The following is a 25,969-nucleotide window of genomic DNA, read 5'->3' as shown; positions in this document are numbered from 1 at the left end:
ACGTTGGGATATAAAAGTCTATGTTTAAATTTTCCTCCATATCATGTCGGGTGTTCTTTTTGAGCAAAATTAAAACAGACTCTGAGGTAAAAGCATGTTTTTTAGTCACTAACGATACAAATCTGAAAATAAACAATTACCTTTGCACCGCTTATAAACCGTATTTTAACCGATTTCAATAATATAACAAACAAGGTTTTCAACAATATACTAACAACTATCATCATGGAATACAATTTCAGGGAGATTGAAAAGAAATGGCAGGAAAAGTGGGTGCACGACGAAACCTACCGAGTGACGGAAGATGAAACGAAACAAAAATTCTATGTACTGAACATGTTCCCCTACCCCTCCGGTGCAGGCTTGCACGTAGGACACCCGCTGGGTTACATCGCTTCGGACATCTACGCCCGCTACAAACGACTGCAAGGTTTCAATGTACTGAATCCCATGGGATACGACGCATACGGACTTCCGGCAGAGCAGTATGCCATACAGACGGGACAGCACCCTGCCATCACCACCAAAGAAAACATCGACCGCTATCGCAAACAATTGGACAAGATAGGTTTCTCTTTCGACCGGAACCGCGAAATACGCACTTGCGAACCGGAATATTATCATTGGACGCAATGGGCTTTCCAGAAGATGTTCAATAACTATTATTGCAACGATGCCAAACAGGCACGCCCCATTGAAGAACTGATTGAGGTCTTCCAAAAACAAGGTAACAAAGACTTGAACGCGGCTTGCAGCGAAGAACTGCACTTCACTGCCGAAGAATGGAACTCCAAAACCGAAAAGGAACAGCAGGAAATCCTGATGAACTACCGCATCGCCTATCTGGGAGAAACAATGGTGAACTGGTGTCCGCAACTGGGAACCGTACTCGCCAACGATGAAGTGGTAGACGGTGTATCCGAACGAGGAGGTTTCCCCGTAGTGCAAAAGAAGATGCGTCAATGGTGTCTGCGTGTATCCGCTTATGCGCAACGTTTATTGGACGGACTGGATACCATCGACTGGACCGAATCTCTGAAAGAAACCCAAAAGAACTGGATAGGCCGCAGCGAAGGTGCCGAAATACAATTCAAAGTGAAAGACAGTGATTTGGAATTCACCATTTTCACCACCCGTGCAGATACCATGTTCGGTGTCACCTTCATGGTATTGGCTCCCGAAAGCGAATTGGTATCGCAACTGACAACCGATGCACAGAAAGCAGAGGTGGATGCCTACTTGGAACGTACCAAGAAGCGTACCGAACGCGAACGCATTGCCGACCGTAGCGTTACCGGTGTATTCTCCGGAAGTTATGCCGTGAATCCTTTCACAGGCGAAGCAGTGCCCATCTGGATCAGCGATTATGTATTGGCCGGATACGGAACAGGAGCCATCATGGCCGTTCCTGCCCATGACAGCCGTGACTATGCCTTTGCCAAACACTTCGGATTGGAAATACGTCCGTTGGTAGAAGGTTGCGATGTCAGCGAAGAGAGCTTCGATGCCAAAGAAGGCGTTGTATGCAACTCTCCGCGCAAAGATGCTGTTCCTTATTGCGACCTTTCATTGAACGGGCTCACCGTCAAGGAAGCCATCGAAGCGACCAAGAAATATGTAAGGGAACACAATCTGGGACGCGTAAAGGTCAACTTCCGCCTGCGTGATGCCATCTTCTCGCGGCAACGTTATTGGGGCGAACCTTTCCCTGTGTATTACAAAGAAGGTATGCCCTACATGATTCCCGAAAACTGCCTGCCTCTGGAACTTCCCGAAGTAGCAAAATTCCTGCCTACCGAAACCGGCGAACCTCCGTTGGGACATGCCGTGAAGTGGGCTTGGGACACTGTAAACAATTACGTCGTAGAAAACGAAAAGATAGACAACAAAACCGTTTATCCACTAGAACTGAACACCATGCCGGGATTCGCCGGTTCGAGCGCTTACTACCTGCGCTACATGGATCCTCGCAATCATAAAGCATTGGTCGATAAAAAAACGGATGAGTATTGGCGCAACGTAGACCTTTATGTGGGCGGAACGGAACATGCCACCGGACACTTGATTTACTCCCGCTTCTGGAATAAGTTCCTGTACGACCTCGGTGTTTCCGTAACGGAAGAACCGTTTCAAAAGTTAGTGAACCAAGGCATGATTCAGGGACGAAGCAACTTTGTATATCGCATCAAGGACACCAACACATTCGTGTCTCTGAACCTGAAAGACAAATACGACACTACCCCACTCCACGTGGATGTAAACATCGTATCGAATGATGTATTGGACATTGAAGCCTTCAAAGCATGGCGTCCCGAATATGCAACTGCCGAGTTCGTCTTGGAAGACGACGGCAAATACATCTGCGGATGGGCTGTGGAGAAGATGAGCAAATCGATGTTCAATGTTGTAAATCCCGATATGATTGTCGAGAGATACGGAGCCGACACGCTTCGTATGTACGAAATGTTCCTTGGTCCGGTGGAACAGTCGAAACCATGGGATACGAACGGCATAGACGGTGTGCACCGCTTCATCAAGAAATTCTGGTCTTTGTTCTACGACCGCAACGGCAACTATTTAGTGACGGACGAACCGCCCACCAAAGAAGAACTGAAATCACTGCATAAGCTGATTAAGAAAGTGACGGGAGACATCGAGCAGTTCTCTTACAACACCAGCATCAGCGCCTTTATGATTTGCGTAAACGAATTGTTCGGCATGAAATGCAGCAAAAAGGAAATCCTGAACCAATTTGTCGTCGTACTGGCTCCTTTTGCCCCGCACGTATGCGAAGAATTGTGGGAAACAATGGGAAATACAGAATCCGTATGTGATGCCGAATGGCCTGCCTCCAAGGAAGAATATCTGGTGGAAGACACTGTGAACTACACCGTTTCTTTCAACGGAAAGGCACGCTTCAACATGGAGTTCCCGGCAGATGCAACACCGGATACCATTCAAGCCGATGTATTGTCCGATGAACGTTCGGCCAAATGGATAGAAGGAAAGACCATTGCCAAGGTAATCGTCGTGCCGAAGAAGATTGTGAACATCGTTTTCAAATAACAGATATGCAAATTACAAAACCAACCAAAGCAGAAGTGACGAGAGAATTGCGAGACTATGTCTTCATCACTTTCGGACTCATCAGCTACGCACTGGGATGGGCGGCATTCCTCATCCCTTATCAGATTACTACCGGAGGCACTACCGGTATCGGAGCCATTATCTATTACGCCACCGGATTTCCAATCCAATGGTCGTACTTCATCATCAATGCCATTCTGATGACATTTGCCATTAAGATACTCGGACCGAAGTTCAGTATCAAAACCACATATGCCATCTTCGGACTGACTTTCCTGCTTTGGTTTTTCCAGTTGTTAGTGAACGGAGCGGACGGTGTTCCGCCGCAGATACTCGGTCCCGGACAAGACTTCATGGCCTGCCTGATAGGCGCCACGATGTGCGGAATCGGATTAGGCATCGTGTTCAACTGCAACGGAAGCACGGGAGGTACCGATATTATCGCCGCTATCATACACAAGTACCACGACGTCACCTTAGGACGCATGGTAATGGCATGCGACATAGTCATCATAAGTTCCTGTTACTTCATCTTCAACGACTGGCGACGGGTAATATTCGGTTTTGTAACTTTGTTTGTCATAGGATTCGTGTTGGATTACATCGTAAACAGTTCCCGACAATCCGTGCAATTCTTCATCTTCTCAAAAGAATATGAGAAAATTGCCGACCGAATCACCAAAGAAACCCATCGTGGTGTGACGGTACTCGACGGCATCGGCTGGTACAGCAAACATAACGTGAAAGTATTGATCGTACTTGCCTACAAACGCCAGTCGATAGAAATATTCCGGATGGTGAAAGACATAGACCCGAATGCGTTCATCTCGCAAAGTTCCGTCATCGGCGTATATGGAGAAGGATTCGACCGACTGAAAGTGAAGTAGTAATACAGGCGAGCCACAAATATAAAGGAGATATTCAATGAGTATAAAAAAGAAATTCGTATTTGCTACCAACAACACACACAAGCTGGAAGAAGTCAGCGCCATTCTTGGTAAGAAGATTGAACTTCTCAGCATGAAGGACATAGACTGCAACGTCGATATTCCCGAAACAGCAGATACGCTCGAAGGAAATGCTTTGATAAAAGCAAGATATATCTTCGAAAATTATCACTTGGATTGTTTTGCCGACGATACCGGTTTGGAAGTAGAAGCTCTCAACGGTGCTCCCGGAGTATATTCAGCCCGTTATGCCGGCGATGCACACGATTCGGAAGCCAATATGAAAAAACTGCTGAAAGAGATGGAGAATGTAGAAAATCGCAGAGCCCAATTCCGCACCGTATTTGCCCTTATCATCAACGGAAAAGAACACTTGTTCGAAGGAATCGTCAAAGGAGAAATCATCAAAAACAGAAAAGGAACTTCCGGCTTTGGATATGACCCTGTATTCGTGCCCGAAGGTTATTCACAAACCTTTGCCGAAATGGGCAACGAACTGAAGAATAAAATCAGCCACCGGGCAATGGCCACCCAAAAGCTTTGCCACTTCCTATTGATGAAATAATACTTGAGTTTGGGATAAGAAGCAGGTACACAGTAAAGCCCCCTATAAATGGCAATCGTTTATAGGAGACTTATATTTTAGATAACTACAATCCCAATTCGGCCGATATTTCCAACATCCTTTGTATGGGCTTCACTGCTTTGGCAACAATTTCGGCATCCACTTTTATTTCGGGCGACTCGTTTTTCAAGCAGTCATAGAGCTTTTCCAACGTATTCAGACGCATGTAGCTGCATTCATTGCAGGCACAGGTACTGTCGTTGGGAGGAGCAGGAATAAAAGTTGTATGCGGACACTTCTTTTGCATTTCGTGCAGGATGCCCGACTCCGTAGCCACAATATAACTCTTTTCAGGATGAGCCACGGCATATTTCAGCAATGCAGCCGTAGAACCTACCACATCGGCCAGCTTCAGAACCGTGCTTTTACATTCGGGATGCGCCAATACCAACGCACCGGGATACCGCATCTTTAATTCAACAATCTTTTCAACCGAGAATTGCTCGTGTACATGGCATGCGCCATCCCATAGTAACATCTCTCTTCCGGTGATGGAGTTGATATAATTACCCAGATTCCTGTCCGGCCCGAAGATTATTTTCTCATCTTTAGGGAAGCTTTCCACAATCTGCCTGGCGTTGGTAGAAGTGACCACCACATCGGTCACTGCCTTCACGGCTGCCGTTGTGTTGACGTAGGATATCACCGTATGTCCGGGATGCTCTTTGACAAACTTACCGAACTTATCGGCTGGACAACTATCAGCCAGCGAACAACCTGCCTCCATATCCGGAACCAGTACTTTCTTGTCAGGACAGAGAATCTTTGCCGTCTCGCCCATGAAGTGCACACCGCACATAACGATAATGTCAGCCTCCGTGCGAGCTGCCCATTGTGCCAAGGCCAGACTGTCACCCACATAGTCGGCTATATCCTGTATCTCACCTTTCTGGTAGTAGTGCCCCAGAATGATCGCACTCTTTTCTTTCTTCAGCTGTTTGATGGCTTCTGTCAGATTATCCATAATTATATTTTTTATTTCTCTTCTTTTAAAAAATCCTTTGATGGTGATGATAGTCGGTTAATAGTGTGGATAAATAAAAATGATTTTTCTTGCTTATTAAGTTATTAGTTATAAGCCATGTACTATCCTTAAGTTATCAACTCATTTTAAAGTATTCTATCAGCTGATTATAAGCTTACTACAGCTTTTATTATCTTTTCTATTAACAACAGTTCACAAGGCGCAAAGTTAATAACTTTAGAGAGATTAATGGTCGAAACAATGCTTAAAAATGTGTTGATATACCCTTAGAAGATTTTTGCTAACTTATTTGTTTTGTTAGTATCAGTATCGTAATATATTTTTCAATGAATAATGCAAGGATTACTTTTAAAAATGTTTCCACGCTGTATCGATACCTTTTCCACGGTTATTAACAGGGATGTTAACGGAAAGAATTATCTTTGCATCAGATAAATATAAATAGAGCGGCACATGAATCGAAAACTGAAGATAACGGAGTTGAATCGCATCAGTGTGGAAGAGTTTAAGGAAGCGGATAAACTGCCTCTGGTGGTCGTGCTGGACAATGTTCGCAGTCTTCATAACATAGGTTCTGTGTTTCGCACTTCGGACGCTTTCCGCATAGAGTGCATTTATCTTTGTGGCATCACTGCCACTCCTCCCCACCCTGAAATGCACAAAACGGCACTTGGAGCCGAATTCACCGTAGATTGGAAGTATGTTGATAACACTGTTGAAGTTGTTGATAACCTCAAGGAAGAAGGTTATACGGTCTATTCCATAGAGCAGGCAAAAGGCAGTGTGATGCTGGATGAACTTACGTTGGATAAGAGCGAAAAATATGCCGTGGTGTTGGGAAATGAGGTGAAAGGTGTTCAGCAGGAGGTGATAGACCATTCTCACGGTTGCATCGAAATACCCCAATACGGAACGAAGCATTCTTTGAACGTATCGGTCACGGCAGGTATCGTTATTTGGGATTTATTCAAACAATTGAAACAGCTGTAAGGCTTATTCCTGGTTTTGTGCATGTATATATGCAGTAGATTGGTTCTATGTACTTAAATTTATGCCTGTTCGGTACATTGATATGTTTTTATGTTTTCGTATATTTGCTGCATAAATATATAGATATATAATTCTGATTGATATGAAAAAAGTAATATCTTCGTGGATAGGTGTTTTTGTGGGTTGCATCATTATGGGAGCAGGGTTTGTATACTTTATCAATCCCTATAATTTGGTTCCGGGTGGGGTGTATGGAGCGAGTATTGTGCTTCATAATCTGGTTCCTTCCATTCAGGTGGGTACGTTCGGATATATGTTCGACATTCCGTTGCTTATTATTTCCGTGCTTTTTCTTGGAAAAAAACTCGGAGCGCGCACCATCGTTGCAGCGCTTTTCACTCCGCTTGTCATGAATACTTTGTCCATCTTGTCTTATCCTTCCAAGGAAGCACTCCATCGGTTGGATCCTACACAGTTACTGGGCGGTTGCATCGACATGACAAATCATCTGATGCTGACTTCCATAATCGGTGCGGTGGTCATCGGCATCGGTTGCGGCACCGTGGTGCGCAGTCAGGCTACAACGGGAGGCACGGACATTGTGGCAATGTTGTTGCAGAAATACTGTCACATACGTTTTTCAAAGGCCATTTTGCTGGTAGATGGCGTTGTGGTATTGTTCGGTCTGTTGGTCATCGGTTTCGGTATCGGCAATCCGGGCGATTCTGCCCAGCCTTCTTGGCATTTGTCTTTCTATTCGCTCATTGCCATTTTCGTCACTTCGAGGGTGATGGCCTATGTTATCAACGGAGAGAAGAACGATAAGATATTGTTTGTCATCAGTGATATGCGCCTGACTGCCTTGCACGACTATATTATCAAGGATTTGGACCGCACGGCCACCTGCATCAAGAGCAGCGGCCTGTATACAAAGTCCGATAAGGAAATGTTGTTTCTTGTGATGAGTTATAAAGAGGTGGCGGGCATTAAGCAAAAAATAAGAGAGGTCGACCCGAAAGCTTTCGTAGTGGTGACCGATGCTTACGATGCCTTTGGCGAGGGATGGAAAGAGTTGCCGATGGCGGGAGAACTGCAACCGGAATAAGGGGCGGGGGATAACAGTAAATAAAGCTATTCAATGATCAGGGGTGTCGTCGTGACATCCCTTTTATGTTTATAGGGGATTGTGAATATAAATCGTGCTCCTTGCATGTATTCAGAATCAATCCATATTCTGCCTCCCAGTTTTTTTATGGTAATCTTGCAAATGGAAAGTCCCAGCCCGGTGCCTTGTACATATTCGTCCAGTTTGCAGAATCTTTCGAATACGGCTTTCTGTTTGTCCAACGGAATGCCGCATCCGGTGTCGGTAACGGAAAATATCCATTCTTGTGCTTCATCATCGGGTTTCACACTCAGTTCGATGAAACCTTCCCGGGTGAACTTGGCAGCGTTTCCTATCAAGTTGATAAGGATCTGATTAAATTTTGTAAGGTCGGTTTCCGCGTTGGCGGTTAGCGTGGAGTGACGGAAATACAGCTTTGTATCTTTGTTGATGCTTGTCTGTATGCTGTTCATAACGTTTTGGCAATGTGGTATCAAATCTGTTTTGGAGAAGTTGAAATTCTGCTTGTCCGATTCCAGCCGCGAAAGGTCGAGGATGTCGTTGATGAGTTTCAACAACAAGTCCGAATTATAAGAGATGATGTTTACATATTCCTTTATATTTTTATTTTGTTTGGTCTCTTCTTGTAAGATGGTGGAAAATCCCACTATGGCATTGAGCGGAGTGCGTATTTCGTGGCTCATGTTCGATATGAACGCCGATTTCAGCCGGTTGCTCTCTTCGGCTTTATCCTTGGCTGAACGCAGTTCCTTTTCGGAATCCTCCAACCGTTTCTTGTCGTCCATCAGTTTGTTTTTCAGTTGGTGGATGTGCCAGGAATAGTGTATGGATATAATTATTCCCACGATAAGACTTATCATGACCACTGACATTAGCAGCAAATACCACCTGTAATTGTGTAATACTTCTTTCCAATTTAAGGTGGTGTCATTGATGTAGATGCTTTTATCGGGTAACATTTCTTTTGATAAATTGAATTTTTTCAATTTATCCATGTCAAAACGAAATTCATTGTAACAACGATGGAGGTATACAGGAAAGTCTTTCTTTTCTTTATCGATGTGTTGATAGACGTGTTGTGCAAGTGTCACTCCTACTTCTTCATTATATTTTGGGATGGAACCTCCGATGCACCAATAGCCTATACCTGTTCCGGTAAGGCTGAATACGGGTAGTTCGTTGTTGGCTTCCTTGAAGAGGTATTCGGCGTTTTTCATGTAGATTACATTCTTTTTGTCAAACCTCCAGATGCAGAGAATGGCCGCGGTGTTTTCGGGCAGTGAGGCCGTGGTGTGCAAAGCTTCTTCAAGATCCATCCGGCTGCCGTTTATGTAGATAAGGTTCATGTGCGGATAATTTTTCTCAAGCGTGTGTTTTACGATTCTCATCTCACTCAGTCCGAGGTAGGTATTATCGCTGATGATGGCTATGTTTTTGGTAGAGGGGAATAAGCGGGTGATCAGTTTGTAGTCGGAATCTGTGTCGTATTCATAGTAGTCAAAGAATCTTACGTTGAACTGTTCCATCACTTGTTTGTAGTCCACGATTCCTTGTTTTTGGGTATCAGCTACTTGCAGTGAAGGGATGGCATTGTCTGTGAATGTGGCACCGTATCGTTGGCCCATGATACATCCTAAAGGGATTTTCTTGTATTTCTCTTCGGTCAGCGAAAAGTAGCACGACCATGCTTCGGGTCCTAAAAGCAGGATGAATTTTGCGTCGGGATGTTTGTCGAGTATCTTTTTCATCCTGTTCATCCAATTGGTTCTTTCGTCCAAAGACAAGCAGTTGATCGATTCTACCACCGGTGAATATTTACCGTCCAACCGTGTGTATTCATTTACGAATTTCGTGATATTGCTGTATATATATTTACTTTCGTAACTATAGGAACTGATAATCAGTATTTCTTCCTTGTTTTTTTCTTGTTGTTGTGCGTATGCGGCTGAAAGGCAGAAATAAAGGAAAAAGAATGTTTTTATAATGCGTTTCATGGGAAATGGATTTGTTCGTCCGGACAAAAATAAATATTAATTTAGTAATAATGAAAGAATAATCCTGGAAAATGAAATTTTTACAAGTTTATAGCGAATCCTCCCGTAAAAGTCTTGATTTTTCGGCTTGGGGATGGTTCACAATTGTCCGTTTTCCACTAACTTTATTACTCGTTCGGTCAGCGCATCTTCTCCTGCGGGGTCATACTTTTTTTTCAGGCTGGCACCGAACAATGTGGCAAAGGTTTGGTAGAATCCCGCCTTGAAAGAGCCCATGAATGCCTTTACTAGTTCATAACCCGTGGAGTGCGTCTGTCGGTCTACCAGCTTTATCAGCAGCTTGCCCTGCGTAAGGGTCAGTTTCTTTAGCCGGGGGGTATATTGTTCTTTCATGCCTTTCTCTACGGCCTTGATGTGCTGCCGGCGTGCTTTCTCGTTGGGTAGGGTCATCATGTACTCGTAGGTTTCGATGATGGCACGGTTCACTTCTTTGGCGATGGGAAGCACTTTCTTCACGTCGCGGATAAGTTTATAGTACTTTTCCATCTCTCGCTTGTTCTTGAACGTTAGCGGCTTGAATATGTAGACGTTGGGCAAGTCGATACACGGAATGGTGTCTCCCTCGTACACGCACATGGGCACAAGGTAAACATTCTTTTGCGCATCGGCCCTTGTGGGCTGTCGCTGTGCAAGAGCTTTCGGGCCGATGCAGAGCAGAAACACAATGAATATTACGATATTAAGCCTAATGTTCATGTTACAAAAGTATATCATTCCACGGAATGTTGTTGCATTCGGTTGTTTTTTCCTCGGTATCTTAACTTATTTATTGAACTTTTGAGAATCGCGCAGCCAGCCTGTGCATTTGTGGGGATCGGTATTGCCGGAGCGGAAGCCGAGGGGGCATACGGTTCTGTTCGCCTGCGGATATATGCGCTCCATGCACAAGATGCCATCTTGTGTATCATGAGATGTGCATGTCATGCAACATAAGATGGCATCTTGTGCAGCGTAAATCAATATCTCGTGTTCATTGATACGCTTGTCTTAGGGGCATCGGGAAATATCTGCCTTATTTTCCGCCAATGGGTTGCTTATGCAAGTTGTACTTTTACGTTAAGTTTTCAGGAGAGTTCTTTCCTATTTCCGTTTAATAGCCGTACTTTCGCATGCCGATGACCATCAACAACGAAACGAATATAGAGAGAATGAAATACATCAGATTGGGAGTTTTTGTGAGTATGCTGCTGACGACCGCTGTGCTTTGGGCGCAAAACACGCCCTTGTCTCTTTGGGAAGAGCATCTGGAACAATTATCTGCCGATGCCGGAGAAGAGCATGATTGGGAAAACGAGCTGCAAGAACTCTCCCAACTACTGCAAGAACCCCTCAACCTCAACGAGGCGACCAAAAGCCAATTGGAGCGATTTCCTTTCCTTACGGATATTCAGATAGAAAACCTGTTGGCATACATCTACGTGCATGGGCCGATGCAGACCGTATATGAACTGCAACTGGTGGCGGAGATGGATAAACGCACCATCGAACTGCTGCTGCCCTTTGTATGCGTACAGCCGCTGAAAGGGGAGGGTAGGCGTTATCCCACCTTGAAAACCATCATGAAGTATGGTCGGCACGAAGCCCTTGCCCGTCTGGATTTGCCTTTCTATACGCGCAAAGGATATGCCAAGAACTACCTTGGCCCTTCGCCCTACCACTCCATGCGTTATGCCTTCCGCTACGGCGACTACCTGCAAGCAGGCATAACGGGCGAGAAGGATGCCGGAGAGCCGATGTTCGGCCTGCACAACGGCAAAGGCTATGATTCCTATTCGTATTATTTCATCATCAGGAACTTGGGCAGACTGAAAACGCTGGCTTTGGGCAATTATCGCCTCAGCTTCGGGCAAGGGCTGGTGGTCAGTACCGATTTCCGTTTGGGCAAGACCTTCTCCCTGTCCGCCGCCGAACATCGTGCCGGAGGCATACGCAAGCATGCCTCTACGGACGAATACAACTACTTCCGCGGAGCGGCGGCAACGGTGCAGGTCATTCCTTCGTTGGAGCTGTCGGCCTTCTGCTCGCACCGCCTCATGGATGGTGTGGTGAAGGAAGGAGAAATTACCTCCATCTACAAGACCGGCCTGCACCGCACGCAGAAAGAAGCGGACAAGGCAAATGCCTTTGCTCTTCAGCTCATGGGCGGCAACCTGACCTACGCGAAAAAGACATTAAAGTTGGGGGCAACGGGCATCTGTTATTTCTTCGACCGCCCTTATGAACCGAAACGGGACGGTTATAGCCGATACAATCTGCACGGCACAGCGTTTTATAACATCGGTGTGGATTATCAATATCGTTTGGGACGTATTGTGTGGGTAGGGGAGGCGGCCATGGGCAAGCAGGGATATGCTTTATTGAACAAGTGGAAGTATGACTTCTCGCCCGACTATCGGTTGTTGCTCGTTCATCGCTACTATTCCTTTGATTATTGGGCTATGTTCGCCCGCTCCTTTGCCGAAAGCAGCGCACCGCAAAACGAGAACGGTTGGTATCTGGCGGCAGAAACTGCTCCCTTTGCCCGTTGGAGGTTCTTCGCTTCGATAGACATGTTTTCCTTTCCTTGGTGGAAGTACCGCATCAGCAAGCCGTCGCAAGGAACGGATGTCATGTTTCAGGCATCCTATTCGCCCCGGCGCAATCTGTCCATGTATCTTAATCATCGATATAAGCGGAAGGAAAGAGACGTGACGGGCAGCGGCGGTGCAGTTACGTCGCCCATACGCCATCATCGGTTTCGGTATAGGCTGTCCTATGCGCCGGGGAGCTTTACATTCCGCACCACGATCGACTACAATCATTTTCGTCAGCAAGACAAAGCAGGCTATCACTTCGATGGGAAAGACGGATATCAGTTCACACTGTCTTGCGCCTACTCTCCTTCTTCCTTCCCCTTGTCGCTTGCCTTGCAAGCCACTTATTTTGATACGGACGATTACGATTCGCGCATATATGCCGCTGAAAGAGGCTTGCTGTACACCTTTTCTACGCCGTCTTTCTCCGGCAGAGGCTGGCGTTATTCCGCTGTTCTCCGTTACGACGTGGGCAAGGCCTTTATGTTTCTTGCCAAGTTCGGACAGACCGTTTACGGCGACCGCGAGACCATCGGTTCAGGCAACGAACAGATAGACAGCCATCGCAAGGCAGACTTGCAGATGCAGCTTAGAGTCAAGTTTTAGGCGGATTTCCATCCGTTGTTCCATTTATTCACTATATTTGCTCTTGCCTCAGGTTCATTCAGGTCAAAATAATAATTCATCAAATCATACGCTAACGATGACGGTCATTTATCCTTCTCCCATATTTGGTCCCGTTCATTCCCGCCGTTTGGGAGTATCATTGGGAATCAATCTGTTGCCTGCCGACGGCAAGGTGTGCACTTTCGACTGTATTTATTGCGAATGCGGCTTCAATGCCGACCGTCGCCCTAAACAGCAGTTTCCCACGCGCGAGGAGGTACGTGCCGCCCTCGAAGCGCGCCTGCAGAACATGCGACAGAACGGCCCTGCGCCCGATGTGCTGACCTTTGCCGGAAACGGTGAGCCTACCGCTCATCCCCGCTTCCCCGAGATCATAGAAGACACGCTGACCCTGCGCGACCGCTATTTCCCACATGCCAAGGTAAGCGTTCTGACCAACTCCACCTTTATCCATAAGCCTGCCGTGTTCGACGCCTTAAATAAGGTGGATAACAACATCCTGAAGCTCGACACGGTGGACGAGGCTTACATCCGCGAACTCGACCGTCCAACCGGTTCTTATTCCGTGAATAAAATCATCGAAGGTATGAAAGCCTTCAAGGGCAACTGCATCATACAGGCCATGTTCCTGAAAGGCAGCTACGCAGGCAAGAATATGGACAATACCTCGGACAAATACGTTCTTCCTTGGCTGGAAGCAGTGAAGGAGATAGCCCCTCGTCAAGTGATGATTTATACCATCGACCGCGAAACACCCGGTCAAGACTTACGGAAAGCCACACACGAAGAGCTGGATCGCATTGCAGCCCTGATAAAGAAAGAAGGAATAGAAGTAAGTGTATCTTATTGAATTATCTCACATATTTGTCACTTTTACTCATTTTTCCTTTCGTTTTTATAGATAAATTAAAATAAAGTCCTATATTTGCTTACTATTTGATAAGAATAAAACTTTACTTATTTACTATTATGGAAAAAATAGACAATCTTGACCGGCAGATTCTGGAAATCATTTCCCAAAATGCCCGTATTCCTTTCAAAGACGTAGCTGCCGAATGTGGAGTATCACGTGCTGCCATTCATCAGCGCGTACAGCGTTTGATTGATCTTGGGGTTATTGTTGGATCAGGCTATCATGTAAACCCCAAGTCCCTTGGATACAGAACCTGTACGTACGTGGGAATCAAGTTGGAAAAAGGTTCCATGTATAAAACGGTGGTTGCCGAGCTGAACAAGATTCCCGAAATCGTAGAATGCCACTTCACCACAGGCACATACACCATGTTGACCAAAGTGTATGCCCGCGACAACGAACATCTGATGGACTTGCTGAATAACAAAATGCAAGAAATTCCGGGTGTGACAGCCACAGAGACACTGATATCCTTGGAGCAAAGCATCAAGAAAGAAATTCCTATTTGTCCTGAGAAATAAAAAAGAGTTATAAGTGATTTGTCATCAGCTTATAGTCAATAGCAAACAATAATGGATTTCTTGAACGAATATCATCTGTCTGGTCTTGTCATCGGTATCTGTACATTTATCATTATCGGACTGTTTCATCCCATAGTTGTAAAAGCCGAATATCATTTGGGCACCAAATGTTGGTGGATTTTCCTTCTGCTCGGCATCGGCGGCGTCATAGCTTCTCTTTGCACGGAGAATATTATGGTTGCTTCTCTGTTGGGCGTATTCGCTTTCTCTTCCTTCTGGAGCATCAAAGAAGTGTTCGAGCAGGAAGAGCGGGTAAAAAAAGGCTGGTTTCCTAAGAATCCTAAAAGAATCTATAAGTTCTGAGGAGTTGCTGGTATATTTTACCGGTCTTTTTCGCAAGGCTGTTTTTGGTGTGTTTTTCTTTTTTAAGCGAAATTCTTGCATATTTCAATGGAAAACACTACTTTTGTCCCCGCTATCCGTAGAAGGATACATCGGACTTGTAGCTCAGTTGGTTAGAGCAACAGACTCATAATCTGGAGGTCCCTGGTTCAAGCCCAGGCTGGTCCACACTGAAAATCAGCAACTTAGAAGAAATTCGAGTTGCTGATTTTTCGTTTTGCGAAAACAATGCGAAAACAATCGGGTTGAGTTCGACACCATTTTATACAAGTTTTCGCAATCTTGTGAGACTGCGAAAACAAATATTCGAGAAGCGCAATGGATAAAACTACAGACTTTCATCAGCTTTGAAATACTCTTTTGCCAGATCAATGGCATCCAATTGCAAGGCTTTATCCTTAGCCTTCAATGTGGCATATACCGCATCGGCCAGCCAAAGAGTCGTTAACTCGTGTTCATTAACTTTATACAATTCGGCCAACTTGGGTATCATGTCGCGACGAACACGCCTTGCACCCAGTTCCATCTTGCTATACATCGGCATATCCGTTTCCAAGAGTTCCGCCAGATGGCGCTGCCTAAGCCCACGTTCCAGCCTCATGGCCTTAATCTTTGGACCGAAATACCATAAATTCTTTTATCCTTCATATCTCTTAGTAATCTTCTGTGATACATATAATCTTTCTCTCGTCATCATAGTCCCCAAAGTGCGAATTTTGCACTTTGGATTTAATTGTTTTGCCCATTACCTTTTCAGGAAGTTTCTTAATGATACAGTCGCAATGCCAAGAATCTTACATTTTAGCTGCAAACCATTATCCGAAGTTAGCATTATCGGGTTCTCGGATTTGTATTTCAAAGCAACGGACATAATCATATTATCTGGAGATTTTTTATCAAAATCCTCAGGAAGCAAAGATGTATCATCAAATTCATAAAAGAGTTCATGGTTCTTTTCTATATTTAATAATCTAAGAGCCTTCTCTGCATTCTTTTTCTTTTGTTCATCCAATTTTATCTTCATTTTGTCAAGTTCGTCTGTTACTTTCGCAGACAAGATAATCGGGTATTTCTTATCAATCTTACTGATAATATCAGAACAATCTACAAACACATTCGTATCTATCACATAGTAATTTCGTTTAAGTTTGCTGATTTCCTTTTTCTTTCACTCAAGCAAAGAGGGATCTATCTTTCCAAGCACCTTAAGTCTCGGCTTTTGGTCATCGTCTTCTTCAGTTTTTTCAATTTTAGGAACAGCATTCGATTTAACCCGTTCTAAATAATTACGCACATCATTATCCATATTGACCGTGTTCAACATGTTTTCATCACATACGATGACTGTGTTGAATATGGAGCGGCTTGTCGCCACATTGAATAATGTCTTTTCTAGAGACATATACTGCAAATCATTTGGAATGCAAAAGAAACAGACATCACAAGTAAGTCCTTGCACCCTTTCAACAGTATCAATTAAGACATTCTTTTGCTCTCCATAGTGGTTGATAAATGCACGCTGCATATTCTTAACCGTGGCTCTAAACTTTGAAAGAATGGCTATCTCTAACTTAGAGTTGTATGCAAGGATAGCCCGAACCATAGTTAGAACCTGGTCAATCATATTATCTGGCGCACGATTTCCTGATTCAAGAGGAAGCATCAAAAGTGATGGGCCACCACCTGAGGAAAGATTCGCAACAGGCAAATCATTATGTTTGTCTGCGACTGAACGTAATGCGCCATTGTAGAAAATGCCAGTAAATGCACATGCCCTTTCTGAGAGGCGATATGTATCACCCAGCAAATAACTCGGAAAAGAGAAGTTCTCGCAAAGAGTTTTGAATCCAGACGAAAGCGGTCTCCAATTCTTCTCTAATAATTTATCCGGGTTCATGTTGATGACTGGGGGCATCTGGCATTGGTCTCCAATCCAGATAACCTTCTTGCCCAATTTCTTTGCTGCACAGACCATTACAAAGAATCCTTGACTGGCTTCATCCATAATGACGTAATCAAAAGGAGGCTGGTCAATTATCATTTTGGCCCAATTTGAAGCCGCATAAAAAGTTGCCAGAGAAAGATTTCCTGGAATACAATGGATATCAGTTCCGTCGATTCTCTGAAGATTGGGAATTTCTTTCTGCTCATCCGTGGTTAGGCTAGTTTTGAAAACCCTTCCATCTTCAAGCATCTTTTTTAATGAATCTTTCCCAGCCAACTCCATCAATGCTCGATTTGTTAGTGCTGTTACAAGAACGCTGGCATTTTCTGGAAGACCAGCAATCAAGCTTGCCATTTTATATGTTTTGCCAGTACCTGGAGGCCCTTGGACAACAATCTCGTCAGTTAAAGAAAGTTGCCCAAGAAAGAAATCACCAGTACTGTTTTTAGCGGTCAGTTTAACAGGACTCCATTCAACTATCTGTCGATCATAATCCATCATTTTCCCAACGACACTATCAGTAGGTTCTGAACGAACTATGCTGATTAGATTCTGGTAATACTTAATCGGCGGTTCCTGAGGCCCAAGGACGAGGATGCACTCAGATTTAAGCTCGTTAGCAAGTTCCAGAGTAATTCCCTTAATGCCTACAAAAGAAAAATCAGGATCATCTGTTTTCCCAAGCCAAGCACAGTATACCTCCGAAAACTCCTTTTGGTACTTACGCCTCAAATCAGCCCATGAATTGTCCCTCCAATTCTTGAACTTACACATCTCACCAATGAATAAAGCGGCGCAAAAGTAGTCTCCCTTTCTAGGCAGTCCCCGAGAATTACGCATCTTCAAGATGGCACATCCTTTTTCGTCCATTTTTAAATATTGAGAGACGAACACTTCGCCACTCTCCATCAAAGCAACGGCCTTCTTGCTAATTAGTTTTATATATTTCTCTGATATTGCAGACAGCTCCTCATCAAGGAACTTTTCCTGCTGTTCTCTTGTATACTGCATAATTAAATATCTTCGTTTGTAGCAATTAGTATTGTTCCATCATTTTTCTTCTCCAAACCAAATCCCTTTATCTCTTCGTATGCGGAGTAGTGTGGGTCTCTAACTATAAATTTGGTGTTCTTGACGTATTTGAATATAACCGCAAGTGCCTGGAAATACTCTCTAGGCGTATGGCGTGCATCAAATACTAGATTGACATTGGAGTCGTTTCCGAATAATTCCTCAAACGTTACCGGTCGGATGCCTTGATTGTTTTCTACTATGAGTAGATTATTAGGATTCGACATTAATATCTCAAATGATGATGCTGAAAGATAAATATAACGTTGTTTCGCACTGCGGACCACAACATTGATGGGGTTGCCGTCAGAATCTTTGATGACTCCGACTAAATCTGAAAGTGATGTCTCTGGTATCCATTGGGAAACATCATAACCATGTGCAGCGAGGTAAGGCTTGGTGTGAATACGAGCCTCCTTATTGATTTCTTTCTGCTTTTCTGTCTCAACATTTCCTAATTCGCGCACGTCCACCTCTTCTGTGGGCATGGTGATTTCTTGCGGTCCACTAGCACCGCTTTTATTAACGGTCAATTCAACTGAAGGTTCGATTAACTTGCTTACGTCGTAGCCGCAGTCTGCGAGATAATCAACAAGAGATTGATGATCGTCAGTTATAAGAATCACCATCAATTTGCTGTCATTACTGCTTCCTAAGTTAAGATGACTACATAGAGGTGATAACAGCGGCTCCATAAGTGCAGGTGTAATCCTGCCAGTATAATAAAAGCTGTCTCCCTTAGAGAACGTGGACTTTGAAATGGTATCCTTATCTACGCCATATGTCAAAGTTATAGAATCACATTTGAAAAAAAGCGTTTTCTGAATCTTACTTTCCAGTTCTGCTTTCTTTTCTTCGAAATCTAATTTCGAATTATCACGCAATACAGCAAGGTATTGTAACTTCTTCAACAATTTTGTTTTCAGTTCTTCGTTTTCAACAGAATTAGTAAATTCTGTAGTAATATCTTTTTGCGTGATAACTTGAACGCCAAATGTTCTAAGCAGTTGGAGCAACTTTTCTCGATTATCTTTACCTATCTTTTCGCAGTATACCTTGTTTTCACTATTTTTAAAGCCATCGACTGTGATATAAGTCAACTTTGAGGCTGGAAGAAAATCCCCGGAATGCGAAAGAATCCTGTGAGTTTCCGCCCATTCTCTAATACTTGGAGAGTCCTGTTCGTCTCTATCAATTATTTCGCGATAAATTTTGGATATGCGTTCCTTTTTTGCATCCTTGTCTTCATCATCATCAATTGAGATTCCTTCCAGAATAGCCAACAGATCTTCTATTGTCAGGTTCATTTTAAAAGGAAGGATAGATCGCCAGCTCTCATGCACTTTTGTGTCAATCGCCAAAATCGGCAGATATTTGCCGGCTAATTCTACTGTAGCCGGATTGTTAATGTAGACTTCAGTGGGAGTGGCAGATGTACCCAGTGTAGTGGGGAACTTTTGCTCATTCGCTATTACGTATTCGAGGAAAGATTTATATCGACTTTTATATTCATAAGGTGCAAACTCACTTAAATTTCTTTCAACTCTGCTTCCCCAAAAAGAGATCTTCCCATATACTTTGTCATTGCAACTCCATTCGTTGCGATTCGTAGATAATACTTTAGAGAAAATAAACTTGTCAATTTCATAATTAGGGTTGTTAAAGTCAACGAATGTGAAATATGAAACACGGAAATGTATATTTACAATGGGGTTTTTATATCCACAATATCCACTATAATGGTGCGGACAATCTGTAAATGAATTTTCTGTTTCTCTTATAAAATTGAATCCTAGTTCGTTATTAGTATAATCCTTTTCTGAAATACCGATTTTGTAAATAACTCCACACTTCTTCAAAAAATAAGCCCAATCATCGACATCACTTCCTTCTGGATAATCTTCCGAAATATACAAATCAGTTCGTGGATTGACAATTTCCATATCATCATCTGGCCGATATATGCTTCCCAAATAGAGGTTACAGATTGGCTGTAATTGACCGTCTTTAGACAGAAAACATAAGTTCTTTGTCTTTTCAGCGTTTGATTCATTCTCTAAAAAGTTTTCCTTTTTCCATACGCTAAATAGGAATCTGCCAATTGATAATGCATTTGCAGTTGTAATGTGTTCTGGATGGTCATATAAATACTCTACAAAGGACATGTTAGACAAATCCCTCATCCCTAGAGATTTCAACCAGGATACCATTGATGAATTATTCTTGATGGTATCATAAATATCTCCATTTAATATTGATACACTTGAAGTTTCCTCGTATAGATCCTTGATATTTGAAGGGAAGAAAAGCACATTAAATCTTCGAAATTCACCATCCTCATCATAGAGGATAGAAGTATCAGCAAGGGAGTCTTTATAAAAATCAAACGTGTTCTCCGGTTTCTGAAAATAATCGTATAAGAAACGGATCAACTTAATATCATCATTAACAGAGATGCTCGCTGTGGTAGCTTTATCAGCAAGGAGTTTGATCAACTCTTCGCTGTCAAACAGGTTGATTAAATTATGGGCATATTCAACAATTTCATCATTATCAACAAAATTGTCTTCAGTGAAACGCGAGCTCTTTTTGCTATTTAAATATGCCAGCATCCTCTCAACGGGAATAATACCTTTCGAGATACCGGTCTTATCAATCAATACTTCTCCAAGTTTTAAAAGACGATCTTCATTGCGGTTTGGTACAAATGCAATGATCTCAAAGGCCTTTTTCAATTCACTACGATACACACTGACCAGTGTATCATTGTCTGGATATACAGTTGGTAATACCTTCGTATAATTGGCAAACTTCTTTGAGAACTGTGAAACGAAAGATAAATAAAGTTCGGGTATCTTCTTGAAAATAAGTTTGTTCCATTCACTCTCTTGATGCAGTTGTTGTCGTCCAGCATCAGTAATAAAGTTTGAATTGATTAAAAATGGTTGACGCAATCCACGGTAGGACGTGGGTAAGAATGTGAATACAGAAGTATTCTTTAATGGAACGACTTCGTCACCCTCTATCTGTACAGCAAAGGAGATCTCAACCTTATCTGCACCCTTTAATTTATCGGGTGTATTGAAATCATGCTCGAGAGCGGCTTTAACCTCAGAAGGGACTTCGACGTCCTTAGTGAAAAGCATCCAGTTACTCTGCTCCTGACTATTCTTCAATAATGTCACATTTTGTGTACAGTCACTCGTGTCATTGTTTTGCTTTTTTCCGACACTAAAGATATGACGTCCATTTCGTTCAAAGCGAATATTAACATTATTACTTCTCAAAAACAACAAGAACTGTAAATCGGAGAACAAATCTTCTATCCGGCTCCCAATCTTATCGGCTTCATTGGTATAGACAATAGTAATAACATTGAATCCTGTTTCACGAAAATCATGAAGCTGGGGCGCATCAATAGGTATTACCTGCCAAGGAACATCATCAGGGCCTAGGACTCCCTCGCTTGGAGGGAAGTTAGGCATAAGTGAGCGAGCCTTTTGTTTATCAAATTCAAAGCAATATTGGCCGCTAATAATGCTAACATGGTTTACAGATGGCATGAATACAGATTTGAATCCAATGCCTTTATAGCCAATTTTATTGCTGTCATTTGCTTTCGTTCCATTACCTACATCACATATGCCCTCAACATCTTTTTCATTGAAAGGCTTTCCGTTATGCATGAAAATGAACCTGTCTTGTTCTGCCTTGATAAGTATCTCTAGTGAGTCATTACCAGTATCTGTAAAAGCATCGACAGCGTTCTGAAGCAATTCGTATACGAACCTTTCGGGTTCGGTATAGATACCTACAGATAATTGAATTAGGGACTTTGCTATAGTCCTAACCTGGGATGCATATTTATAATCTGTGCGCTCTCTTTGTAACTTCTTGATAAAGTCTTCATTGGCGCACGAGTTTGACAGTCCTGTATTCATAACATAAAACAATTAATCCATCGTTAAACCGATTCCATTAATATGAATAAACTCGCATATATCGTAAAAGGAAGTGGCCTCATTAGGGTCAATATATTCATCCACTATGATCATTTTGCGCATCATTGTGGCAAATTCAGTTTTTTGCTCAATTGTCATTGATTTTATGATGCTTAAGCATTTAAGAGTGTTGAGATGCAAGATGTCGAAATGATCCTGGGTTGTCAATTGAAGCACTTGCTTAATGCTTTCGAAATACATAGTCTCTCGGGCATCAATATGCTCGTCAACACTTACGATGTCCAGTAATACTTTGGACATGGCCATTTTCTGATCTTTTGTGTACTCCATATCTTTTATCGTTCTAATTATTATTTCATTTTTTATGCCACACTTCCATAATGCTGGCTATTAATTGCAGACTGGCAAAAAATAATCAGGTCTTGAAAGAGTAATCTTTCAAGGCCTGATTACAAGAAGTTGGACTACCAGGATTCGAACCTGGACAAACAGAACCAAAACCTGTTGTGCTACCATTACACCATAGTCCAAACTTATACGCTTTCTGTTAAAAAGCGGTGCAAAGATAGAGGTCTGTACCGAAATATCCAAATATTCCGGGACTATTTTTTCTATTCTCTCCTTATTTGACGATAATCAGGTAGTAGTTTTTCTTTCCACGCTGCACCAATAAATACTTTCCGTCCAGCAAATCGGCTGCTGTAATCGTTTGGTCGAAAGCGGTTAGCTTCTCTTTGTTCAAGGAAACACCGCCACCTTGCACCAGTTTGCGCATCTCGCCTTTGGAGGCGAATACAGCCGCATTATCCACAAAGAAGTCCACAGCCTTTACGCCTGCCGACAGTGCGCCGCGAGACACCTCGAACTGGGGAACGCCTTCGAACACAGCCAGCAACGTGTCTTCGTCCAACTTCTTCAAGGCCTCGGAAGTGGCATTGCCGAAGAGGATGTTTGAGGCATCTACCGCGGCATTGTAGTCTTCTTCGGAGTGCACCATGATGGTGACTTCCTTTGCCAGACGCTTTTGAAGCGCACGCAAGTGAGGGGCTTCGGCATGTTCCGTCGTCAAGGCTTCTATCTCTTCTTTCGACAATGAGGTGAAAATCTTGATATAGCGTGCCGCATCTTCGTCGCTGACGTTGAGCCAGAACTGATAGAATTTGTAAGGAGAGGTGTAGCGGGGATCGAGCCAAACATTCCCTGATTCTGTCTTTCCGAACTTGCCGCCATCGGCTTTCGTAATCAACGGACAAGTCAAGGCAAACACTTCACCGCCATTGGTACGGCGAATCAGTTCGGCGCCGGTAGTGATGTTGCCCCATTGGTCCGAACCGCCCATCTGGAGCTTGCAGCCTCTGGTTTCATATAAATGCAGAAAATCGTAGCCTTGCAACAGCTGATAAGTGAATTCCGTGAACGAAAGACCGTCGCGTGCTTCACCGTTCAGACGTTTCTGTACGGATTCCTTTGCCATCATGTAGTTCACGGTGATATGCTTGCCTACATTGCGGGCAAAATCAAGGAAAGTGAAGTCCTTCATCCAGTCATAGTTGTTCACCAGTTCCGCCCTGTTGGGAGCGTCGCTCTCAAAATCGAGAAACTTGGCCAGTTGCTTCTTGATGCATTCCTGATTGTGACGGAGGGTTTCTTCGTCCAGCAAGTTGCGTTCGGCCGATTTGCCCGAAGGGTCGCCTATCATACCGGTTGCACCTCCCACAAGTGCCAAAGGCTTGTGTCCGCAACGCTGGAAATGGCGCAACATCATCACTCCGCATAGGTGACCGATGTGCAAAGAATCGGCAGTAGGGTCGATGCCTACATAAGCCGTAACCTGTTCCTTAGCCAATAATTCTTCGGTGCCCGGCATCATCGTGTGCACCATTCCACGCCATTTTAGTTCTTCTACAAAATTCATCGAATGATTGTCTTTATTAATTATTTTCGCAAAAGTACGACACTTTATTGAAGAAACAAACTCTTATTGTTTAAAAAAGAGTTTGATAACATTTTCTTCCACAGAGTTTTTGAGTTCAGAGGAGGGGACACCTCGCACGGTAGCAGCCCGTGCATACAGCTCGTCAATGGAGACATCGCTTTCGTCCGTTTCGATGAACAATCGGTGGGCCGGCATCAGACGAAGCGCCTCCTCCCGGTATTTCTCTCCGAATGAAAGGAAGAAGCCGTGTCGCAGATATTCTTCGGCGAGTGCCGCCTTGCCACGGAAGCCGTGAATAATCCACGGATTGGTAGGACGCAAGGTGTGCTTCAGTGCCAACAGCTCGTCGGTGGCTTTCACCAGATGAATAACCAAAGGTTTGTCTGCCTCCATTGCTAAGCGAGCCTGACGTTCGAACACTTCCAGCTGCAAGGTCATGGGTGCGTCTGCCAGCTTGTCCAGTCCTGCCTCGCCCACAGCCAATACGAGGGGATGGCACACCTGTGTCTCAAGACGATTCATGCGTTCGCTCACGATGAGATTTGGGGTAGGGGAATTATTCCGGCAAGCATAGGGTGCGGTGATGCTCCAAGGGTGTATCCCGACCGAGTACCATCCTTCTTTCTGCGGAAGAAATGTTTCGGGTTCGCAGTTTACGATTGCCTTTCCGAAGGTTTGCGGCAGCCGGTGCGTATGTATGTCGATAGGGATGTTCATGGCACAGGGTCATAACCGGAACCTCCCCAAGGATGGCAGCGCAGAATGCGTCTCACTGCCAGATAAAGCCCTTTGAAAGGTCCGTGTTTCTTGATGGCCTCCACGGCATATTGCGAGCAGGTGGGAGTGAAGCGGCATGATGGGGAGGTCATGGGCGAGATGAACTTCTGATAAAAATAAATGGGAAGCAACAGCAGATATGAAAGTGCTCTTTTCATGGCTCCGAGGTCGTTACTTTCTCGGCAATGCGTGCCAAGGCCGTCTTTACGCGGTTTTCAATGACAGAAGAATCCTCCGGGCGATCGGAAAGATAGATGAAGGCAATGGCCAGACGGCATTGTTTTTCGGCCAGCACGCTCAGCAACTTGTGCTTGTTGACGCGATAGGCTTCGCGTATCTGGCGTTTCACACGGTTGCGTTTCACCGCGCGCTTGAAACGGCGTTTTGAAACGCTGACCAAGATGGAAGCGGTAGCCTCCAGTTCCTCTACCTGCAGATACACCACGCGCAAAGGGAAAATAGAAAACGAATGCGAGCCGCCCGCAAACATCTTCTCTATCACTTTCTTTTTATCCAACCTTTCGGATTTGCACAGGGTATTTGCCACTTTTTTTAGAATTACAATAGGTTATAAAATCAAATTACGAACCACGAATTACGCATGCACGATTGTCTTCACACACTATGCCGCCGTAATCTGTGGTTCGTAATCTGTTATCCGTAACAATGAGGGTTACTTCCCTTTGTTGTTCTCTTTGATAAACATATCGAGTGCCGCCGTCATCGAAGGTGCTTGTACGCTGGGAGCTTCCAAATCCAGACGAAGTCCGGCGTCGCGGACAGCCTGTGCCGTGGTAGAACCGAACGTGCCGATTTTGATTTCTTTTTGGTCGAAATCCGGGAAGTTCTTCTTCAAAGAAGTCACACCGGCCGGACTGAAGAATACCAGCATGTCATAGTCGAACGCTTCGTCTGCCCCGAAGTCGTTGCTGACGGTGCGATACATCACCGCTTCGCTATGTTGAATCTTGTGCTTGTCCAGTATGTTCTTGATGTCATCATTATGTACATCCGACATGGGTACCAAGTACTTTTCCGTTTTGTGCTTTACGATGGCCGGTATCAAATCGTCTATTTTTCCTGTACTGCCAAAGAAGATTTTACGCTTGCGATATTGCACATACTTCTGTATATACAAAGCAACAGCCTCCGTCACACAAAAGTACTTCATGGTTTCGGGGATTGTTACGCGTAACTCGCCGCAAAGATGAAAAAAATGGTCGATAGCATGACGCGAAGTGAAAATAACGGCGGTATGATCGAGGATCGCAACTTTCTGCTGTCTGAATTCTTTCGCTGAAAGGCTCTCCACTTTGATGAACGGGCGAAAATCTATTTTCACACCGTACTTTTCGGCGATGTCGTAGTAGGGAGATTTCTCCGATGCCGGTTTAGGCTGCGACACAAGTACTTTCTTAATTTTCAACG

22 protein-coding genes and 2 tRNA genes are annotated in these 25,969 nt (G+C 44.0%); 10 read left to right on the top strand and 14 right to left on the bottom strand.

The genetic code is table 11. The features are described from left to right. Positions 1–225 precede the first annotated feature (225 nt). Genes leuS through C3V43_RS09545 form a run of 3 tightly spaced genes read left to right on the top strand, consistent with a single transcriptional unit; the run spans position 226 to position 4,599 of the window. Entirely contained in the window at positions 226–3,066 is a 2,841-nt protein-coding gene (gene leuS, locus C3V43_RS09555) for a leucine--tRNA ligase (protein WP_106069615.1), read from the top strand. 5 nt (positions 3,067–3,071) lie between these two features. After that, positions 3,072–3,974 (top strand): YitT family protein, encoded by a 903-nt coding sequence (locus C3V43_RS09550; protein WP_106069614.1) that lies wholly within the window; start codon positions 3,072–3,074, stop codon positions 3,972–3,974. A 43-nt stretch (positions 3,975–4,017) separates the two neighbouring features. Further along, complete coding sequence (locus C3V43_RS09545; RefSeq protein ID WP_106070539.1) at positions 4,018–4,599, top strand: non-canonical purine NTP diphosphatase; 582 nt, start codon at positions 4,018–4,020, stop codon at positions 4,597–4,599. An 85-nt stretch (positions 4,600–4,684) separates the two neighbouring features. On the opposite strand, the gene nadA is transcribed toward C3V43_RS09545, so the two are convergent. Then, positions 4,685–5,623: a quinolinate synthase NadA gene (gene nadA / locus C3V43_RS09540; protein ID WP_106069613.1), complete on the bottom strand. Its 939-nt coding sequence runs from the start codon at positions 5,621–5,623 to the stop codon at positions 4,685–4,687. Between the two features lie 474 nt (positions 5,624–6,097). Here nadA and C3V43_RS09535 point away from each other — a divergent pair, with 474 nt between their 5' ends. After that, positions 6,098–6,634, top strand: coding sequence for an RNA methyltransferase (locus C3V43_RS09535; protein WP_106069612.1), 537 nt, complete (start codon positions 6,098–6,100; stop codon positions 6,632–6,634). Between the two features lie 142 nt (positions 6,635–6,776). After that, positions 6,777–7,739: a YitT family protein gene (locus tag C3V43_RS09530; protein WP_106041235.1), complete on the top strand. Its 963-nt coding sequence runs from the start codon at positions 6,777–6,779 to the stop codon at positions 7,737–7,739. A 26-nt stretch (positions 7,740–7,765) separates the two neighbouring features. On the opposite strand, the gene C3V43_RS09525 is transcribed toward C3V43_RS09530, so the two are convergent. After that, positions 7,766–9,754, bottom strand: coding sequence for a sensor histidine kinase (locus C3V43_RS09525; protein ID WP_106069611.1), 1,989 nt, complete (start codon positions 9,752–9,754; stop codon positions 7,766–7,768). Between the two features lie 138 nt (positions 9,755–9,892). Then, positions 9,893–10,528, bottom strand: coding sequence for a DUF4294 domain-containing protein (locus C3V43_RS09520; protein ID WP_174704387.1), 636 nt, complete (start codon positions 10,526–10,528; stop codon positions 9,893–9,895). Between the two features lie 434 nt (positions 10,529–10,962). On the opposite strand from C3V43_RS09520, the gene C3V43_RS09515 reads away from it, so the two are divergent. The 5 genes from C3V43_RS09515 (at position 10,963) to C3V43_RS09495 (ending at position 15,018) form a co-directional block, all read left to right on the top strand. Then, positions 10,963–12,993, top strand: coding sequence for a helix-hairpin-helix domain-containing protein (locus tag C3V43_RS09515; protein WP_106070538.1), 2,031 nt, complete (start codon positions 10,963–10,965; stop codon positions 12,991–12,993). Positions 12,994–13,090: 97 nt separating this feature from the next. After that, entirely contained in the window at positions 13,091–13,864 is a 774-nt protein-coding gene (locus C3V43_RS09510; protein WP_106069609.1) for a radical SAM protein, read from the top strand. A 119-nt stretch (positions 13,865–13,983) separates the two neighbouring features. Then, positions 13,984–14,448 (top strand): Lrp/AsnC family transcriptional regulator, encoded by a 465-nt coding sequence (locus tag C3V43_RS09505; protein ID WP_106069608.1) that lies wholly within the window; start codon positions 13,984–13,986, stop codon positions 14,446–14,448. Positions 14,449–14,499: 51 nt separating this feature from the next. Next, a complete protein-coding gene (locus C3V43_RS09500; RefSeq protein ID WP_106069607.1) occupies positions 14,500–14,811 on the top strand; it encodes a DUF4491 family protein in 312 nt (103 codons plus the stop codon). Positions 14,812–14,944: 133 nt separating this feature from the next. Beyond that, a tRNA-Ile gene (locus C3V43_RS09495) sits at positions 14,945–15,018 on the top strand. 160 nt (positions 15,019–15,178) lie between these two features. Here C3V43_RS09495 and C3V43_RS09490 read toward each other — a convergent pair. From C3V43_RS09490 to C3V43_RS09440, 11 genes are all read right to left on the bottom strand, one after another. Beyond that, positions 15,179–15,451, bottom strand: a complete 273-nt coding sequence (locus C3V43_RS09490; protein ID WP_106069606.1) for a helix-turn-helix domain-containing protein — start codon at positions 15,449–15,451, stop codon at positions 15,179–15,181. A gap of 144 nt (positions 15,452–15,595) precedes the next feature. Beyond that, positions 15,596–15,979 carry a PIN domain-containing protein gene (locus C3V43_RS09485; RefSeq protein WP_164996238.1) on the bottom strand — a complete coding sequence of 128 codons (384 nt, stop codon included), beginning with the start codon at positions 15,977–15,979 and terminating at the stop codon, positions 15,596–15,598. Between the two features lie 39 nt (positions 15,980–16,018). Further along, positions 16,019–17,806, bottom strand: coding sequence for an AAA domain-containing protein (locus tag C3V43_RS09480; protein ID WP_106069604.1), 1,788 nt, complete (start codon positions 17,804–17,806; stop codon positions 16,019–16,021). A 2-nt stretch (positions 17,807–17,808) separates the two neighbouring features. Next, positions 17,809–21,807: a sacsin N-terminal ATP-binding-like domain-containing protein gene (locus C3V43_RS09475; protein ID WP_106069603.1), complete on the bottom strand. Its 3,999-nt coding sequence runs from the start codon at positions 21,805–21,807 to the stop codon at positions 17,809–17,811. Between the two features lie 12 nt (positions 21,808–21,819). Next, entirely contained in the window at positions 21,820–22,158 is a 339-nt protein-coding gene (locus C3V43_RS09470; RefSeq protein WP_106069602.1) for a hypothetical protein, read from the bottom strand. A 129-nt stretch (positions 22,159–22,287) separates the two neighbouring features. Continuing rightward, positions 22,288–22,358, bottom strand: a tRNA-Gln gene (locus C3V43_RS09465). 92 nt (positions 22,359–22,450) lie between these two features. Then, positions 22,451–23,743 (bottom strand): tyrosine--tRNA ligase, encoded by a 1,293-nt coding sequence (tyrS, locus tag C3V43_RS09460; protein WP_106069601.1) that lies wholly within the window; start codon positions 23,741–23,743, stop codon positions 22,451–22,453. A gap of 63 nt (positions 23,744–23,806) precedes the next feature. Then, the gene (locus tag C3V43_RS09455; protein WP_106069600.1) at positions 23,807–24,481 is read right to left on the bottom strand and encodes a TatD family hydrolase; all 675 of its coding nucleotides are present in this window, start codon (positions 24,479–24,481) and stop codon (positions 23,807–23,809) included. Beyond that, positions 24,478–24,699, bottom strand: coding sequence for a membrane protein insertion efficiency factor YidD (yidD, locus tag C3V43_RS09450; RefSeq protein ID WP_106069599.1), 222 nt, complete (start codon positions 24,697–24,699; stop codon positions 24,478–24,480). The genes C3V43_RS09455 and yidD overlap by 4 nt, the downstream gene beginning before the upstream one ends. Next, positions 24,696–25,088 (bottom strand): ribonuclease P protein component, encoded by a 393-nt coding sequence (gene rnpA / locus C3V43_RS09445; protein ID WP_106069598.1) that lies wholly within the window; start codon positions 25,086–25,088, stop codon positions 24,696–24,698. Before rnpA ends, yidD begins: the two co-directional genes overlap by 4 nt. Before the next feature lie 126 nt (positions 25,089–25,214). Next, complete coding sequence (locus C3V43_RS09440; protein WP_106069597.1) at positions 25,215–25,967, bottom strand: uroporphyrinogen-III synthase; 753 nt, start codon at positions 25,965–25,967, stop codon at positions 25,215–25,217. Between the last annotated feature and the right edge of the window lie 2 nt (positions 25,968–25,969).

Source organism: Prevotella heparinolytica (genome assembly GCF_002998535.1).
GTDB classification, from domain to species: Bacteria; Bacteroidota; Bacteroidia; order Bacteroidales; family Bacteroidaceae; genus Bacteroides; species Bacteroides heparinolyticus.
This window is presented reverse-complemented; position numbering and strand designations above follow the sequence as displayed.